13 protein-coding genes are annotated in these 17,835 nt (G+C 40.7%); 4 read left to right on the forward strand and 9 right to left on the reverse strand.

Annotation, left to right across the window (positions count from 1 at the left end; all coding sequences use genetic code 11):
- Positions 1-215: 215 nt before the first annotated feature.
- From B3P16_RS13010 to B3P16_RS13035, 6 genes are all read right to left on the reverse strand, one after another.
- Positions 216-1,778, reverse strand: coding sequence for a RagB/SusD family nutrient uptake outer membrane protein (locus B3P16_RS13010; protein WP_046673713.1), 1,563 nt, complete (start codon positions 1,776-1,778; stop codon positions 216-218).
- Between the two features lie 18 nt (positions 1,779-1,796).
- Complete coding sequence (locus B3P16_RS13015; protein WP_286843214.1) at positions 1,797-4,943, reverse strand: SusC/RagA family TonB-linked outer membrane protein; 3,147 nt, start codon at positions 4,941-4,943, stop codon at positions 1,797-1,799.
- Between the two features lie 411 nt (positions 4,944-5,354).
- Complete coding sequence (locus B3P16_RS13020; RefSeq protein WP_046673712.1) at positions 5,355-7,070, reverse strand: GMC oxidoreductase; 1,716 nt, start codon at positions 7,068-7,070, stop codon at positions 5,355-5,357.
- A 7-nt stretch (positions 7,071-7,077) separates the two neighbouring features.
- The gene (locus tag B3P16_RS13025) at positions 7,078-7,566 is read right to left on the reverse strand and encodes a gluconate 2-dehydrogenase subunit 3 family protein (RefSeq protein ID WP_046673711.1); all 489 of its coding nucleotides are present in this window, start codon (positions 7,564-7,566) and stop codon (positions 7,078-7,080) included.
- 87 nt (positions 7,567-7,653) lie between these two features.
- Positions 7,654-8,313 (reverse strand): HAD family hydrolase, encoded by a 660-nt coding sequence (locus tag B3P16_RS13030; RefSeq protein ID WP_046673710.1) that lies wholly within the window; start codon positions 8,311-8,313, stop codon positions 7,654-7,656.
- A gap of 36 nt (positions 8,314-8,349) precedes the next feature.
- Entirely contained in the window at positions 8,350-8,667 is a 318-nt protein-coding gene (locus B3P16_RS13035; protein WP_286843217.1) for a hypothetical protein, read from the reverse strand.
- Between the two features lie 378 nt (positions 8,668-9,045).
- On the opposite strand from B3P16_RS13035, the gene B3P16_RS13040 reads away from it, so the two are divergent.
- From B3P16_RS13040 to B3P16_RS13055, 4 genes are all read left to right on the forward strand, one after another.
- Entirely contained in the window at positions 9,046-9,657 is a 612-nt protein-coding gene (locus tag B3P16_RS13040) for a fumarylacetoacetate hydrolase family protein (RefSeq protein ID WP_046673709.1), read from the forward strand.
- Between the two features lie 13 nt (positions 9,658-9,670).
- On the forward strand, positions 9,671-11,395 hold the full coding sequence (locus B3P16_RS13045; RefSeq protein WP_286843219.1) for a M23 family metallopeptidase: 1,725 nt from the start codon (positions 9,671-9,673) through the stop codon (positions 11,393-11,395).
- A 73-nt stretch (positions 11,396-11,468) separates the two neighbouring features.
- Positions 11,469-11,930: a thioredoxin-dependent thiol peroxidase gene (gene bcp / locus B3P16_RS13050; RefSeq protein WP_286843220.1), complete on the forward strand. Its 462-nt coding sequence runs from the start codon at positions 11,469-11,471 to the stop codon at positions 11,928-11,930.
- Positions 11,931-11,994: 64 nt separating this feature from the next.
- Complete coding sequence (locus B3P16_RS13055) at positions 11,995-13,464, forward strand: glycine--tRNA ligase (protein WP_201640057.1); 1,470 nt, start codon at positions 11,995-11,997, stop codon at positions 13,462-13,464.
- A gap of 93 nt (positions 13,465-13,557) precedes the next feature.
- Here B3P16_RS13055 and B3P16_RS13060 read toward each other — a convergent pair whose 3' ends face one another.
- The 3 genes from B3P16_RS13060 to B3P16_RS13070 all read right to left on the reverse strand — a co-directional run bounded on the left by B3P16_RS13060 (position 13,558) and on the right by B3P16_RS13070 (position 17,826).
- The gene (locus tag B3P16_RS13060; protein ID WP_286752693.1) at positions 13,558-14,997 is read right to left on the reverse strand and encodes a hypothetical protein; all 1,440 of its coding nucleotides are present in this window, start codon (positions 14,995-14,997) and stop codon (positions 13,558-13,560) included.
- Between the two features lie 76 nt (positions 14,998-15,073).
- Positions 15,074-16,792 carry a M64 family metallopeptidase gene (locus B3P16_RS13065; RefSeq protein WP_286843222.1) on the reverse strand — a complete coding sequence of 573 codons (1,719 nt, stop codon included), beginning with the start codon at positions 16,790-16,792 and terminating at the stop codon, positions 15,074-15,076.
- 173 nt (positions 16,793-16,965) lie between these two features.
- Entirely contained in the window at positions 16,966-17,826 is an 861-nt protein-coding gene (locus B3P16_RS13070; RefSeq protein ID WP_112374998.1) for a helix-turn-helix domain-containing protein, read from the reverse strand.
- Positions 17,827-17,835: the final 9 nt, after the last annotated feature.

Raw genomic sequence — 17,835 nt, forward strand, 5'->3', positions numbered from 1 at the left:
ATTGTTTTTAGTTTAAGTGTTTGATTGTGGATTCAAGATAGGATTTTAATTTTAAAGGGAAAAGGTTTTTTTAAAATTTTAAACAGTATCGCTATAGATGTTACCTAAACACCTAATTTCCCCGTTTATTGTCACTAGATTCCATTGCGTTAGGCGTTTTTTATAAAAAAAAATGGCCATCGATTGATGGCCATTTTAAACTCAGATTTTGAAGACTATTGATAGCCTGCATTTTGTGTCAACTTATTATTTCGCTGAATTTCATCCGGAGAAATCGGCCATAATAAGTCTGTTTCTTTGAATGTTGCACCAGATCCGTTCTTAGCTCCAATCAATGGTACGAAATCGACTTTACCAGCCTCAGTCGTTGAAATTACAGGGAACATTTTCGTTCTAACAATATCGTCCCACATTTTAAATTCCAACGGGAACTCGCGGAGACGCTCTTTCCAGCATTCTTTCACAAAATTGTCTGCTGATAAGGTTAGTAATTCGGCTGTATACGCAGCTACTGATTTCCCTTCGGTATTGGCACGTGCTTTTACCTGAGCTAAATAACCTGCAGCCTCAGCACTCACGCCAGATGTTTTGGCAATTCCTTCTGCAGCGATAAGCAAAGCTTCAGGGTAACGATAGAAGTTCCAGTCTTTAGTTGCTTTTCCTGTTGTCAATAGCGCCTCTTCATCCACAAAATACCATATTCCCGCATCCGTTGATTCCCACACTTTTCCATTTTTTGGATTCGTATACTTCCAATGATAGAACTGATTCGGCTGGATACGAAGATCCTTGCTCTCGTAGACATTCAAAAATTGTTTGGTTGGTCCATAGATTCTTTCAAAGATCGAATAGGATGTAAATAACGATACGGCTGACGAATTGAAAGCATAAGTTGGCCACCAGCTACCATCGCGGATAGTCGCATTATACTCCTGTGCATAAATTACTTCATCCAGATCATCCGTCGTACGTAATTTATTATAGGCACTATTCATCCCAAGATTGGTGTTTGTGGTCATACTATGACCTGAGCCAATGACAATCTTTGCTGCCGCTGCAGCATCAGCATATTTACCCTGTTGTAGGTAAACATTGGCCAAAGTCATTGCCGCCGCGTATTTGGTTATCCGGTGTCCATTTGCAGCAAATGTTGCAGCAGGAAGGAGTTCCACAGCAGACTTCAAATCGGACTCAATTAATTCATATACTTTCGCAGCATCCGTACGTTCCAAGTATAGATTGTCTTTTAAAGACTCATTTGGCGTCGTATAAAAAGGGATAGCACCAAAAGTCTTTACCAGATAAAAATAGTTAAATGCGCGAAAGAACTTTGCTTCTCCAACCAAGCTATTCTTAACAGCATCCGCCATGTTGATTTGAGGAATGTATTGGATAGCGGCATTGGATACGTTGATTGCCTTATAGCTTTCATCCCAAATGGTATTCATTGTGTTGGAGATGATACTGGTATTGCTTTGACGAGTCAATTCTCTGGCAAATAAACAGATCCGTTCTTGTCCTTCATAGCTGCTTGTAAAATAGCCCGTCAACATGGAATTGATAGAAGCTGTGGGGCCGAGGTAAGCGCTTGACGCGTATGAATAACGTTGAGGTGCACCATTACGGTACAGATAATTGACATTCTCTCTAGCCTGAGACTCAGTTTTATAAAAGCTTCCCAAAACAACCCCTGATTTGGGGTCTTCTTCCAAAAATTTATTACAAGAAGTTGTCAATGCCAACCCGGCCAATAACAACATACATAATTTATTCTTCATTTTGTTAAATTCTAAGAGTTAAAAGGTTACATTCACACCTACAGAAAAAGTTTTCGCTCTAGGATAAGAGAAGAAAGTCATGTTCTGACCGAACTTACTTTCTCCTTGAGAAGTACTTTCGGGATCATAACCTAAGAACTCCTTCGATGTAAATAAGAATGGATTATTCGCAGATGCATAAACACGTAATCTAGACATACCGACACGTTTCAGCACGTCAGGATTAAAGGTGTATCCCAACTGGATCAAATTGACACGAAGGTAAGACCCATCAGCTACCCAAGCATCGTCTACGTTCGTATCTTGTCCAGCATGTCCACCATTCGTTAGATAGATAGCCTGTTGCATCGTATTCGGATTCGAGCCATTATACGCATCTGTCAGGATATTCTTCAAACCATTGGTAATACCAAAACGGTCGTAGGTCGAATGGAAGAACTGTTGCATTACATCTACCCCCTTTACAAACTGCATATCCAACGTAAAATCGAAGTTTTTGTAGCGTAAGTTATTGATAAAACTACCGGTCCAATCTGGCAACCCTTTTCCTATGATCTCTTTCTCTGCCGATCTCTTCGCACGTCCAATCTGACTTGTCGTTGCATTGCCGGCATCGACATCCGCCTGTGTATATACACCTAGCCGACGGTAGCCATAGAAGCTATTCAGGTTCTCGCCCACACGAATAATACTATTGGCACCACCTACCCAAAAGTTCATTTGGATATCTTCATTATTCTCACCAAGTTTTACGACTTTGTTTTGGTTATAGTTGGCATTTAAGGATGCTTTCCAACTAAAATCTTCGTGATTGAAGATGGTTCCATTGATCATCAAATCCAAACCTTGGTTCTTTACAGATCCAATATTTTTATAGACTGAACTAAAACCAGAAGAGTGAGGTAATGGGGCTTCTAATAGGAGGTCATTGGTCTTTTTATGGTAGTAAGAGACATCAAAATTCAATCGATTTTGAAACAAACCCAATTCGACTCCGACGTCATATTGGGCAGTTTTCTCCCATTTTAAATCCGGATTTGCGATAGACTCGACATAAGACCACGTTGCTCGTTGACCATTTAGTAAAGTTGTTCCAGTAGCAACATTCGCAAGTGAACTATACGGATCAATCTCCGAGTTACCTGTTAGACCATAACTTGTATGTAGTTTCAAATTGCTGATCTTATCATTTCCTTTTAGGAAATCTTCATTTCCCACATTCCATGCTAAACCTGCGGATGGGAAGAAAGCGTATTTCTTGTCTAAACCAAATTTGGAAGCTCCATCATAACGGCTTGTAAATACCACCGAATAACGGTCATCATACGAATAATTAGCGCGTAAAAAATAGGAGTTCATTGCCCACTTGTCATATGCTGAATACGGTGGATCAGGGATTGTTCCGGCTCCCATATTATTGTATTCATAGAAATCGTCAGCAAAGCCTGTCGTACGACTTCCATCATAATCATTGGTCCGTGCCTGCCACGAGAGACCTGCCATCGCATTGATCCGATGCTTGTCAATTTTTTTATTATAAGTCAGGTAAGTTTCTTCTTGCCAGTAAAGTGTGTTACGGTGATTAATTTCCGCCCAACCATTTGGTCTGGAAATATTATTTAGAGTTACAGAAGAATAGCCACGGTAAGTCTTCTGATGATTATCAATACCCAATTGGGTTTTTAAGTCCAAACCTTCTGCCAAGTGAAAGGTCAATGCTGCATTTCCAAAAATCTGCGTATTGTAACGCATGCGTTTTTGCTTGTCTAAAATAGCGACCGGATTAGACATACCTTCAAAACCCAATGTTTCTGCTACTTTTGAAGAAGAGGAATTGGTATAAGTACCGTCCTTTTCGTAGACTGGATACCAAGGAATCATCTCGATCATGGTACGACGCGCTTCCTGTCCACCACCATCTTCTGGTGTATAACGTCCCCAAGTATGATTAACGGTTAAGTTAATTGCTGTAGAAAGCCATGAAGTTGGTTTGGCGTCATAAGCTAGCTTTCCATTGATACGCTTATTCCAGGTGTTATTAACAACACCTTGCTGATCGGTATAATTCAAAAATGCACCGACAGAAGATTTGTCATCTCCCTGTTGTACATTCAACTGATGATTATGCGAAATAGCTGTACGAGTTGCTTCACGCTGCCAATCTGTATTATAAAGCGGATTACCATTGGCATCGAAATAATTGGCATCATTAAACCAGGTCTTTTTATCCAAAGACCAGGATTTCCCCTGATACTTATTTTCATTTTGTAAGCCGATCATAAAGGCATCTACCCATTCCTGTGCATTCAATACATCCATGTAGCGTTGAACCGAGCTCACACCAGCAGATCCTTGATAACTAATTGTTTTGGACCCATCTTTGTTTCCACGTTTTGTCGTTACTAAGATAACCCCGTTTGCACCACGTGCACCGTAGATTGCTGCCGAAGAAGCATCTTTCAATACCTCAATATTCTCGATATCATTCGGATTCAACAACTGAAAATCTTCCATCACAACCCCGTCCACAACATAGAGTGGATTGGATGATGAATTGATCGTAGCCACACCACGAATGACCACACGGTTCGCATAAGCACCTGGTTGGCTCGAGTTGGAAAAAATATTCACCCCAGAAGCCTTACCTCTTAAGTTATCCAGCGGACTAAAATTCTGATCTTTGATCATATCGGCTCCTTTAACCATCGCAATAGAACCTGTTACATCCGATTTACGCATGGTACCGTAACCAACAACGACAACTTCGTCCAATTGGCTTTGATCATCGTCCAATTGTACAGAAACAGTTGCACCGGAAACAGTGACTTCTTTGGCTTTGTAACCAATGGAAGAAACCACCAATACATCCCCCGATTTAGCATCCAAAGTAAAATTACCCGAGGCATCAGATTGTGTGCCCTTCGAAGTTCCTTTTACAGCGATGTTAACTCCTGAAATTGGTTTTCCAGCAGCATCCAATACTTTTCCTTTAACTTGCTGCTGCACATGGTTTACTTCTTTTACAAAGGATTTTCCTTCGTAATTGACTGAAGTTCCGACAGCGGCATTGACTTGTTGGAAAGTACCAGCAATGACAGCCAATGAGAAAAATAACTTTGATTTTTTCCCAAGCTGCGCAAATGATTTTACGTCAACTTTGCTCATATTAATAGTGATTTGGTTTATAAAAACGTTTTAGCAAAAGATGCTTAAAACGTCTAGTTTAATTTAGTTTCCCTTAATTGATGTTTTTAAAATCGATCCGCTCTCTTAAAAATTTGTACATCCAATTCCTTTTTTGTTTTCATTCTTTCATTTAACATAAAAGAGAAAACAGTAGGTTTAGACTACCTCCGGGCTCATTAACCCAAAGGGTTAATAATAAATTGAGCTAAATCGCTTTTGCTTTTTTTGTAAAATTTTTTGGTTTCCCTATTTTGGTTTTTTAATTGTTTATTACTTTTTATCTTTCCTTTTTGGTTATTATTTCTTGGTTTTAACGTGCTATTCTTTGGAAAGATAGCACTTTAATTTTACTGGGGAAAGATTTATTTTCAAAACCTTTCCCCGGTAAAATTAGATATTTCCCTTCTTCATCTCGCTAACCGCATAATCGACAGATCGAGCCGAAAATGCCATATAGGTCAATGAAGGATTTTGTGTTGATGTGGAGGTCATACTTGCACCATCTGTGACAAAAACATTTTTCACAGCATGCATCTGATTCCATTTATTCAATACCGAAGTTTTCGGATCGTGGCCCATACGTGCTCCGCCCATTTCATGGATATCCAAACCTGGAGCCTGCCAGTGTGTATCCGGGCGAATGTTTGTGAAACCAGCATCCGTAAACATCTCCGTCATGACGGCAATGTAATCCTTTTTCATTTTTTCATCGTTCTCATCATAATCGACAGCAATTTTTAACAACGGAATACCCCAGTCATCTTTCTTACTGCTATCCAATGAAACCATTCCCGATTCTTTTGGTATTGTTTCACCCATCATGTGAGATCCAACCTGCCAAACACCTAATTTAGGATTCAACAAATTGTTCTTCAGATCTAACCCTAAACCCGAACGATCAGATTCTTTACTACGTGAAGCACCGAAGCCTGCGGCATAGCCTCTTAAAAAGTCCGTTTCCTGTTTGTGCAAGTTTCTGAAGCGTGGAATATACCCTCCACCTGCGGGATTCCGCCCTTCGGCCGTAAAATCCAACATCCCTTCATACTCCGCGTAAATGCGTGCACTATAGTTGTGAAAGGCAACATATTTTCCTAACACACCACTATCATTGCCCAAACCATTTGGAAAACGGTTGGATTTAGAATTCAATAAGATTAAATTCGTATTGATTGCCGCCGCATTGACAAAAATCAACTTGGCATAAAAATCAATTTCCTCTTTTGTATTGGTATCAATAACACGTACACCCACTGCCTTTCCTTTTTGTTCATCATAGAGGATTGAATGAACAACCGAAAATGGACGTAAGGTCATATTCCCGGTCTTCGCAGCCCAAGGGATTGTCGTTGCATTGGAACTAAAATATCCACCAAAAGGACATCCTCGTTGACACAGTACGCGATTCTGACACTGTACACGTCCTTGTTCGATGTGAATCTGATTTGGTTTGGATAAGTGTGCACAACGTGCTGAAATAACTTTGCGCTCCGGAAATTTCTTTTGGACGCTTTCTTTAAAATACTTCTCGACAATATTTAATGGGTAGCCTGGCAAAAACTCGCCGTCCGGCAATTCAGGAAGTCCATCGTGATTTCCTGCAATACCGGCAAATTTTTCGACATAAGCGTACCAAGGGGCTAAATCAGCATAACGGATGGGCCAATCTACTGCAAAACCATCTCTAGCCGGCCCTTCGAAATCAAAGTCAGACCAACGTTGCGTTTGTCTCGCCCATAATAACGACTTGCCGCCAACCTGATAGCCTCTGATCCAGTCAAAAGGTTTCTCCTGAATATAAGGATGTTCCTTGTCTTTTACGAAAAAATGGGCCGCATCTTCATGGAATGCATAACATTTGCTGACAATCGGATTCTCTTCTTTTACTTTGAAAGGCATTTCGTTCCGATGTTCAAACTCCCAAGGCATCATATTGGTGGTCGGGTAATCCTTGATATGTTGTACATCACGTCCACGTTCCAAAACCAATGTTTTCAATCCCTTCTCGCACAACTCTTTTGCGGACCAACCGCCACTAATTCCCGAACCGATCACGATTGCATCGTAGGTTCTGTTTTTTTCACTGTCAATATTTAGATTTGCCATGTGCTATTTATGCCTTAACTTTTACCGCACCATTGTACGGACCCGGAATAAGTTTATAGATCACCTTATTCTTCATCACGTATTCTGAGTTCATATACCCCTGAATTGCACGCGATTTGAAGGTCTCAAAAAAAGCCTTCTCGTCGGTTTTGTCTTTTAACCCCGCCAAAGTGGTCTCCGTCTCTTTGCTATTTTTTAAATTCAACTGTTTTCTCAATTTATTGAAACCAGCGACAAATTTAGCCTGATTTTCTGGCGACTCACAGTCATCGACCATTTTAATGACGAAAAGATGTAAGTTCAGATCCTTCCCTCCTGGTGTATCCGATTTCGGAATCAGGATGTCAGCCAGATCGCCCAAAAATTGCTCATCTTCTGCCGAAATCTTCAGCTTATTCAATACAATTGATGCACCTCCATCATTCAGACAGGACGACAAAATTGTCAGTCCGCCAGCTATTATGAAAAATTGCTTTATTGCGGTTCTACGGTTCATAATCAGAGTTCCCTTTACAATTCGGTAATATTACATATATCCGAATAAAAATACAAATGCTAAAACGATTAAATTATTTTACAACCCTTAAATCCATTGCGCCAACAGGGCTTTTGCCTCAGACAAGTTTTCCACAATGTTATCAACAGCTGTTAGTCTAGCACGTTCCACCTCCTGTTTCGTAACTGCAATCAACTGCGTCCCTGCTCCCAACGCCGATGTACTTCCTGTCGATGTATCCTCAATAGCCACACAGCAGTCAGCTGGTAGATCCAGATTTGTCAATGCCAAACGATAAGGTTCCGGATTGGGTTTTGGCAACTCCACACACTCTCGCGTGACAAAAAACTCAAAATAATCCAAGAGCTCGTGCTTGCCCAAAACAGTATCGACTGTGCTTCTATAACTCGAAGTCACAAGCCCAATACGGATATCTTCTGCTTTCAAAAAAGCTAAAATTTCTCGCGCTCCAGGCATTAATTCAATATCGCTCATGTTAGAATCGGCATAAGCCGCACGTGTACGCTTCCACATATGTTCTTCCGTCACGTCGTAGCCATAGTCCTCGGTAAGACGCTTAACATTATGTGCTAAAGTATGTCCAGCAAAATCGCGAATCCAATCTTCATAGTTGATCAGAAGGTTAAATTCCTGTTTTAATATAGGTGCCCAATTTTTGAAATAGAAATATTCCGAATCAATTAACGTACCATCCAGATCGAACAATACCGCCTGTATTTTATTCATAGTGTTAAAGATACACAAGTAGACTGAATTATCCTATTAAATGACACCGCAATAGGTCGAATTTGAGAATGTACCATGATAGGTATCCCAAAAACCGATGTAGACATGATATTCAAATTTATCCTTTCTAAATGTCGCGATATCAACCGTACATTCCCCTTGCGCCGCATCCGCTACGGCCATTTTGAGGTCGCCCTCCCTATCTAAACTGACTAAGGCCAGATTTAATTTAAACATGCTATCCCTGTATTTTGGATTCGGTATCCAGGATAATTTCAGCAGACCGTCTTCCCAACGAGCCTGAACACCTTCGGGAGACACGAGATCCCCGACAAATACCTGCACTTTTTCCATACTAATAACTGGTTTATTTTCGACATCCACATCAATGGCATTTTTGAAAACTAAACCCTATATAAAAGCTTGCTTTGGTAGTAGGTACAGATGTTGTTGTTTTCCTTCATTTTTGGATAAGCCTTGGACATTTATTAAGTTTGTTGTGGTAAAGGAAAACTAGGGTATACCGAGTAGGGATGCACGACAAGCTTTTAGAAGATAGCCATATCGTTCCTCACATGACGTTCGTTAGGATAGCGCATTCCGGCCTAGTGTAGTTCCCTCACGAATAGCATATAGTACTTTCGAATACCGCCTCAAACGTACACGCAATGAAAACCGAGCTCATGAATTCGCAAGAAATCTGGAAGCTTCATTGCCTAAAAAATTTATATCATGAAAATAATTGCAATCGGTCGCAATTACATCGACCACGCGAAAGAACTCAATAATCCAGTCCCTGAAAACCCCATTATATTTTTAAAACCCGATACTGCGGTATTAAAGGATAACAAAGATTTCTACTACCCGGAATTCTCCAAAAATATTCAGTTCGAAACCGAAGTTGTCCTCCGGATCTGTAAAGAGGGAAAACATGTCACACCAAAATTTGCATCAACATACTTTGATGCCGTCGGTTTGGGAATTGATTTCACAGCGCGGGATGTACAGCAAGAACTAAAAGCAAAAAGCCTTCCCTGGGAATTGGCAAAAGCATTTGACCATTCCGCAGTAATCAGCAACTTGATCCCTAAAGAGGAGCTAACAGATGTGAATTCGATTGATTTCTCCCTGCAGCAAAATGGGCAAACAGTTCAGCAGGGAAATACCAAGGACATGATTTTCTCCTACGAAGATCTGATTGTGTATACCTCCAAATTTATTACCCTCCGCAAAGGGGATCTTATTTACACGGGCACGCCTGTTGGCGTTGGCTCTGTAGCCATCGGCGATTTATTGGAAGGTTTCATCGGCGACCAGAAAATGTTTAGCTGTAAAATTAAATAGTAGGGGAAATAGCATGATAAAAAAAACGACAGCATTGCTCTCTCTGCTAACCTGCATAACAGGTCTAAGCCAGGGACAAGATATTATCAAAAGCCGCAGTTATCCACAAAACTATTTTGTACGTCCGATGGACATTGCTCCACAGGCTTCGGGATCATTCGGCGAATTGCGGGCAACACATTTCCATGGTGGGGACGATTATCGGACACAACAACGCATCAATATTCCGGTGCATGCAGCCGCGGAAGGTTTTGTATCCCGTGTCAGGGTACAAATAGGCGGTGGTGGTAATTATGTTTATATTGATCACCCCAATGGTTACACCTCGGTGTACATGCACTTGGAAAGTTTCAATTCGGACCTTGCTAAAATCGTCAAAGATGAGCAGTACAAGCAAAAACGTTTTGATGTAGATGTATTCCTGAAACCAAATCAGGTTCCTGTAAAAAAAGGTGAGTTTATTGCAAATTCGGGCAATACCGGCGGCTCTGCCGGTCCGCATCTTCATTTTGAAATCCGCGATACAAAGGCACAACTGCCACTCAATCCCCAATTGTTTGGACTACTCTTTCCGGATGGTGTCAAGCCGATCATTCGCGGCATGACAGTCTATGATTTAGGCTCCGAACTGTTTGATGAAAATACACCCCGCAGGCATCAAACTATTAAGTCCGTTGGTAGCGGCAATTATAGTTTAGCAACAAACGCCCCTATCTCTGTGAACGGCACCTTCGGATTAGGCATTAACACGGTAGATAAACGCAGTGGTATCTCATTTACGTATGGTGTCTACTCGATCGAACTTTTTTTGGACAACAAAAACATCAGTACGGTGCTGTTTGAATCAATCCCTTTTGATCAGACCCGTGCGATCCAGTCTTACGTAGACTACCCCTACTTAAAAAAATCCGGTGTACGGGTTCAGAAAAGTTTTAAAGATCCAAACAATCCGATCAACATCTATAAACACCTGGACAACCTGGGGAAAATCGAATTGAAAGACAATGAGGTCCATGAGGTAAAATATGTCGTCAAGGATGCTCAAGGGAATACGAGCGAATTGAATTTTAAGGTGCAAAATAACCCTTCGCTTTCGATCAGTCGCGCCAATGCTGCCGGCTTAAAAATGTTCCACTACGCAGACGAGAACAAATACGAAGCAGAGAATGCGCGTGTTTATATGGGTAAAAATGTATTGTACGACGATCTTTACTTCAATTATTCACAAGGAGCAAAACCTGCAAAAGGCTACTCGGCAATGCACTATATCCACAATGCTTATACACCGGTCTTCGGATACTACAAGCTCATGATCAAACCAGACTACAGCTTATCTGAAAATCTTTATGACAAAGCTTTGATTGTTTCTTCCGATGGTGGAGCACAGGGCGGTAAATATGAGAACGGTTGGGTGGTGGCCAATGTACGCGAATTTGGCGGTTTTTATGTTGCTGTTGACACCATTGCACCGAATATTGTAGCACGTAACCTGACCGACGGAAAGAATGTGAGCGGACAGCAATCCATTGACTTTACAATCAGTGACAATCTCTCTGGAATAGATACTTTTAATGCTTACATTGATGGGAAATGGGCTTTGATGAAATATGACCCGAAAACAAGACATATTTGGCATGACTTCGAACCCGACTTAAGCAGTGGCCGACATGAGTTTAAACTCGAAGTGAAAGACAACAAAGGAAATTTAAAGACATACGAAGCTTCTTTTACAAGGTAAACACCTGATTTTGGGTGATAAATCAGCGGTTTCAAGAGATTAATCGTATCTTAATGACTAAATACAAGATAATATGGCAACACTAGAAATAGGACAGAAAGCACCGGATTTCAGTGCAAAAAATCAACATGGTGAAACAGTCCATCTTTCAGATTTTAAAGGGAAAAAAGTTATTTTATATTTTTATCCAAAAGACAATACACCAGGCTGCACCACGGAGGCCTGCAATTTCAGGGACAACTATCAGTCTTTGAAAAAAGATGGTTTTGAAATCATCGGTGTAAGTATAGATGGGGAGAAGTCGCATCAAAAATTCATCAGTAAGCATGAGCTACCTTTTCAATTGCTTGTAGATGAAGACAAGAGCCTTGTCGAGGCCTATGGCGTATGGGTTGAGAAAAACATGTATGGCAAAAAGTATATGGGCACAGCACGCACCACTTTTGTGATTGATGCAGATGGCATTATCCAACATATCATCAAAAAAGTAGATAACAAAAATGCGTCCCAGCAGATCCGTGATTTAGGCATTTAAAGAATACCTCTTATCAAGAATCTTATATCTAAAATCTAAATACTAATATCTATATTTGCCACTTATGAGCAAACAGACAGACGACTTTTTCAAAAGTGTAGTATCACACGCGAAGGAATACGGTTTTGTATTTCAATCGAGCGAAATATATGACGGATTAAGTGCCGTCTACGATTACGGTCAATTAGGTTCGGAATTAAAAAACAACCTAAAGACTTATTGGTGGAAATCCATGGTGCAATTGCACGAAAACATTGTTGGTATTGATGCAGCAATTTTCATGCACCCGACAACATGGAAAGCATCGGGTCACGTTGATGGTTTTAACGATCCAATGATCGACAATAAGGATTCAAAAAAACGTTACCGTGCCGATCAATTGATCGAAGACAAGATTGCACGTTATGAAGCAGACGGTAAGACAGCAGAAGCTGCTGCCCTATTAGACGCTTTGAATACCGCATTGAATGCTGACGATTTAGCTGGCCTAAAAACCATCATTGAAGAACATAATATCGTGTGTCCGGTTTCAGGTACCAAAAATTGGACTGAAGTACGTCAATTTAATTTGATGTTTGCCACTCAGATGGGCGCTATGGCAGATGGAGCAGATCAGGTTTACCTTCGTCCTGAAACGGCACAAGGTATTTTCGTCAACTTTCTGAATGTTCAAAAGACAGGACGCATGAAAATACCTTTTGGTATAGCCCAAATTGGTAAAGCTTTCCGTAACGAAGTAATTGCCCGTCAGTTTATCATGCGTATGCGCGAATTCGAGCAAATGGAAATGCAATTTTTCTGCCGCCCGGGTACTGAATTGGAATGGTATAACAAATGGAAAGAGACACGCTTGAAATGGCATTTAGCATTGGGTTTCGATCCTTCAAACTATCGTTACCACGACCACGATAAATTAGCACATTACGCAAATGCTGCAGTTGATATTGAATTCAACTTTCCATTCGGATTCAAAGAAGTTGAAGGTATCCACTCGCGTACAGATTTTGACTTGAAACAACATCAGGAATTTTCTAAAAAGAAAATGCAATATTTTGATCCTGAAATCAATCAAAACTATATTCCGTATGTCATTGAAACTTCAATTGGATTGGACCGACTTTTCTTGACTGTATTATGTAACGCTCTGGTAACGGAAGATCTTTCTACAGCAGAAAAACAAGATTCTCGTGTTGTATTGAAATTTCCACCAGCGTTGGCACCGGTAAAAGCGGCAATTTTACCATTGACCAAAAAAGATGGTTTACCAGAAAAAGCTCGCGAGATCCTAAATACGCTAAAATTGGATTACAACGTCCAATATGACGAAAAAGATGCTATTGGAAAACGTTACCGTCGTCAGGACGCAATCGGAACACCAATCTGTATCACAGTCGATTACGATTCGCTAGAAGACAACACCGTTACCATCCGTCACCGTGATACGATGGCACAGGAACGTGTTGCCATTGCCGATCTTGAAAAAATATTGAATGACTTGGCTGGTTGGAACACCCTACTTAAAAAATTAATATAGTCGAATCGCTATAACAGAAAAGGTGTCCATTGCTGGACACCTTTTTGTTTTTAATAGATGTAGGGCGGCTAGATGCTAAGTACAACAACTGTGCTAGTATTCTATCACAATATTGTCGTCCCACTGTTCGTTCTTCACGACCTGAAATCCCAGATTCCCATTGGCGGTCTCCAGCAATTTGCCCTTAAACTGTATTTGAACATTATTTCGGATTTCGCTTCCCAGTTCAAATGTACGCAACAGTTGGCCGCCTTTGAAAACTCGGAACTGATATCTAATAACCTTGTTATCGCGATAATAGCCCATAAATTGGTTGAACGAAAAACTTTGATCAGCTACCGTAAAATGTGGGACAACCGTCAACACACTTTTATCGAACTGATCGCTACTTCGCGTCATAAAAGGATAATAATGAAATACAGGATGAAGTTGCTCCACCTGAATACTATCAATTGCGCTCAGATCTTCGCTGTCTGTAAAAGTCAACTTGACCTCGCTGTAGATCCGGTTTAAGTTTAGGACCCGTTCTAGTGCGCCCTTAACCTCAAAGGTATCCCGACCTGCAAACAACTCCGCAGATTGTTCAGAAAAAGCATTCGTAGCATAAAAGTGTTCAAAATCCACAGCCTCTGCCATAATCAGCGGCAATGTTGAATTTTTAGCAATCAGACTCAGGTAATAGGTTCCAATCGGCAATTCAACATCGAAAGTTTCCTGCGAATTAAGCACTCCCGATTTGATCATGGCCTTCGTTTTCGCATCAAACACATGGTAGTAAAACTTGCTGGGTAAAGCCTCTGGCTTTACTTGCCCATAAATCATCAAGTTATCCATCTTAAACGTACCTGTCGTTGGACTGTAGCCCATCCCACCGTCTCTGCTCCCGGCAAATAATGAGATTTTCAACCATAGCTCTTTGCTGTTGCCAAGAGAAATATCTGCTAACGGTGTACTCATGGGAATTTTAGCAGAAATTGACACATTTGGAGGATACCTAATGGTGTCTGAGAGCACCGAAAAGCTATTTCCTTTATCCAGAGAATAACTCAACAATAACGCCCTTGGCCCTGAACTCGAACTATTGCCATCAAACGTCCAGTTGCCTAAGGATTGAATACCCTTGGTGGGGATTTTGATTAGGATCTCTTTCCCGCCTTTAAAACTTAAGGCTTTTCCCGTTGCGGGCCAACCGGCCAGGAAATCATAGTCTGTCTTTTCATTGTTGTAATCGATCAAAACAGCAGCATCGAGTGCCATATCAGGAATAGTGTTGCTGTTATCAAATGTCCAGTGGTACAGCAATTCGTTTTCGGAAGCAGCTCCGCTTAGCGCAGCCCGTTTTGCTTTGGTTGATTGTTTTTTTAGCGGAGTAACAATCGCTTCAAAATCCTTGACTTTGAATTTTACAGCATGAATTGTTTCATCGTTTTCATCGGGAAGTTTTGCATGCTTTTTGCACGAAGGCATCGCGGCTAAAACCAAGATGAATACACATGAAAGAATTCCCCAAGTTGACTTGGATTTTCGTTTCATAAATATAAATGATTTATAAGTTAATTAACCGGCAGATTAAAATTAACTTATAAATCATTTCATTCCAAGAATACAACTAAAAAGTTACAATTGTTTTCTCACTTTTACACGTTGTCTCTTTATCTATTTTTTGAACATATATCTTTCCAGAGGAGGTTGGTAATTTCATTGTGAGCACATTATTTACCCCCGTTGGGCGTACATACTCCCCATTAAATTCATCCCATTCATAGATCGGACTGCCATCTTCATTCGACCAGATGTAGTTATAACGCCCATCGACTTTATCCTTTACCGTCAACTGTACTGTATTCTTCTTCTTATCGATTTTTACCTCAATACGCTTTGGTTTATCGATTTTACCCAGTGTATGGATATGAATTTTTGTCGTCTCGGAGGTGCGGTCATCCCAAATACCACGGACGAAGTATACTTTTGATTCCACAATATTTTGTAACACAATATTATTGCCTGTCTCTTCCCAAAATCCTGTAGCGGCATCATACCAACGATATTCAAGTCCGGCAACAGGATGCTTTACCGTGAGCACCTGAGCACCACCATAACAGGTTTCCAATGTATCGCCCCATGTGGTCGATGGTTTCGCTAAATCAATCAATTTTACCTGATTAAAGGTCCACACAACCGAGTCCCGGTGGTTGACATAGGATGGATTACGCACTAGATTTGTCGTATCTTGAATCATGACCTTCAACGTATTTGCTCCAACGCTTAGCATTCCTGGATCAAGGTAAATCGAATCAATGTCGGTCGCAATTGTTTGATCATTCAACAACCAGGACATTTTAAAGGTGTTCGGAGAAGGTTTTGCCAAACGTAGCGAAAACTTCTGAACACTATCTAAAGTAATCGGCTTATCGAGTGCAGGTTTTACCTGAATAAATGGACTTGACTTTTTCTTGATGGAAGCAACAAATTGCTCTTGACAAACGGGACAAAATGGAGCTACTAGATATTGCATTTTACAATATTCATGTGGTCTAAACCAGTTAGAGGGCGAACCTTTACCACCATAAGAGTAAATACCAACTCCGTCTTTTCCAAGCCAGTATTTCCAGGGGACCTGCTTTGCATCTGCCGATTGTGAGCGGTTTACAGATTCAATGGCATATTGATTTCCAGCCCAATATTCATCAGCAAGCTGGGCAAAAGAATGTCCAATTTCGTGTACCGCGATATCATTGCTCTTAAAATTAACCGTAGAAGTTGCCCATTTTCCTCCTGAACCACCATAAAACGGGGAATTCACCAATACAACGACCTGTGTATAATTTGGGGTATGCATTTTCAATACCTCTTCAATACGATCATTTTTTTGCGGTACAACCAAACGATGTAAACCACCATTGTCAAAGCTGCTTCCAAAAATCGTGTTTGGATGGGCAACCGGAACAGCATGATCTCGTGTAAACTTGTTGTAACGTGGTGGATATTTACTTAAATCGGTCTCACCATGCACACAATCACCCGCTTTGCAATCATGCGCTGCACCAGATTCCTCGGAAATCGTACGGACTGCAAACACATTAAAAAAACTGCTGTACTGTTTGAAGGGTTCGATCGAGAAAAAATAGTTGGTAAACTGCCTGGCATCAGCAGCGTAATCATCCAGCTGCACTTTCGTATAACCGTCCCCCAAAATCACCAGATTGACAATATGCTTATCCGTCCCTTGGTATTGCAGTGTATCGATCTTAAAAAGAGAATTTTGGGCCCGCAGCTGCAGCACAGATATACATAAAATTATAAGTGCAATAAATAGATTTTTATTCATCGGAATGGTTATCGTTAGAACTCAAAAATAACATTTTAGCACCTGCTATCTTTAAATTTTATTGACGAGTCTTTCTCCGATATTGTCAATAAAACCATTCTTCAGATCTCCGCAGGGCGCCTACCAAAAATCAATGGGATAAGGTTCCCGCATCGTAACATCCGACAAACAGCTTAGTCACGCATACGATGTTCCTGTACATATTCACTCGGCGAAAGCTTGGTTATTTTTTTGAACACCCGATTGAAATTGACAACATTGTTAAACCCTGTTTTAAAAGCGATATTAGAAACACTTTCTGAAGATTCGTCAATCAACATTTTACAGGCGCGTTCAATCCGGATTTCATTGAGGAAGGTCACATAGGTTTTACGTGTATGCTTCTTAAAATACTTGCAAAACGCGTGTGGGGTCATGTGTGCCACCGCTGCTATATCTTCTAAAGAAATCTTGTCTCCAAAATGCTGGAAAGTATATTGGAATATTTCATTGATTCGCAATCCTTCGGCATCGGAGAACTTCTTTTGTGGAATGCCTGTATACAGCGAAGTCCATTGATCTACTTTTTTACTTAAAAAATTAATCAGCTTCACAAACGAGAGGAGGCGATCTATGCCCGCACTCACGTTAATCTGTACAAACTTCTCTTTCAACGCAACGGAGTGCTCCGCATCCAATTTTTTACTGACGTTGATGTGTTCCAGAAAATATTTAACATCATCAAATTCAGGGAAATCCAGAAAAGGTTTAAAATGCTCGTAGTCGAAAAAAATATGGATGGCATGAATACCATCCTTTATATCCTCCCCTGTTTTGAACATATGCGGTTCATCCGCATCAACGATATAGATCTCGTCCTCTTCAAAATTGTGGGTAAAGTTGCCAATCATAAAGGTTCCTCGCCCCTTCAAAATATAGGTCAGCTGGATTTCCTTGTGTCGGTGGTAGTTGCTATAGAATGAAGGCAGAATATCTTCCTGCACACAAATAGATCCTTGGTAAACTACCGGAACTGTAAATTGAACGACTTTCATTACGTATTG

The organism is Sphingobacterium sp. UBA7631, from assembly GCF_002483935.1.
GTDB classification, from domain to species: Bacteria; Bacteroidota; Bacteroidia; order Sphingobacteriales; family Sphingobacteriaceae; genus Sphingobacterium; species Sphingobacterium multivorum.

What these genes read in the sequence shown, in the direction of transcription:
- B3P16_RS13010 (WP_046673713.1), bottom strand. Translation starts at nt 1,778, where the DNA reads ATGAAGAATAAATTATGTATGTTGTTATTGGCCGGGTTGGCATTGACA.
- B3P16_RS13015 (WP_286843214.1), bottom strand. Translation starts at nt 4,943, where the DNA reads ATGAGCAAAGTTGACGTAAAATCATTTGCGCAGCTTGGGAAAAAATCA.
- B3P16_RS13020 (WP_046673712.1), bottom strand. Translation starts at nt 7,070, where the DNA reads ATGGCAAATCTAAATATTGACAGTGAAAAAAACAGAACCTACGATGCA.
- B3P16_RS13025 (WP_046673711.1), bottom strand. Translation starts at nt 7,566, where the DNA reads ATGAACCGTAGAACCGCAATAAAGCAATTTTTCATAATAGCTGGCGGA.
- B3P16_RS13030 (WP_046673710.1), bottom strand. Translation starts at nt 8,313, where the DNA reads ATGAATAAAATACAGGCGGTATTGTTCGATCTGGATGGTACGTTAATT.
- B3P16_RS13035 (WP_286843217.1), bottom strand. Translation starts at nt 8,667, where the DNA reads ATGGAAAAAGTGCAGGTATTTGTCGGGGATCTCGTGTCTCCCGAAGGT.
- B3P16_RS13040 (WP_046673709.1), top strand. Translation starts at nt 9,046, where the DNA reads ATGAAAATAATTGCAATCGGTCGCAATTACATCGACCACGCGAAAGAA.
- B3P16_RS13045 (WP_286843219.1), top strand. Translation starts at nt 9,671, where the DNA reads ATGATAAAAAAAACGACAGCATTGCTCTCTCTGCTAACCTGCATAACA.
- bcp (WP_286843220.1), top strand. Translation starts at nt 11,469, where the DNA reads ATGGCAACACTAGAAATAGGACAGAAAGCACCGGATTTCAGTGCAAAA.
- B3P16_RS13055 (WP_201640057.1), top strand. Translation starts at nt 11,995, where the DNA reads ATGAGCAAACAGACAGACGACTTTTTCAAAAGTGTAGTATCACACGCG.
- B3P16_RS13060 (WP_286752693.1), bottom strand. Translation starts at nt 14,997, where the DNA reads ATGAAACGAAAATCCAAGTCAACTTGGGGAATTCTTTCATGTGTATTC.
- B3P16_RS13065 (WP_286843222.1), bottom strand. Translation starts at nt 16,792, where the DNA reads ATGAATAAAAATCTATTTATTGCACTTATAATTTTATGTATATCTGTG.
- B3P16_RS13070 (WP_112374998.1), bottom strand. Translation starts at nt 17,826, where the DNA reads ATGAAAGTCGTTCAATTTACAGTTCCGGTAGTTTACCAAGGATCTATT.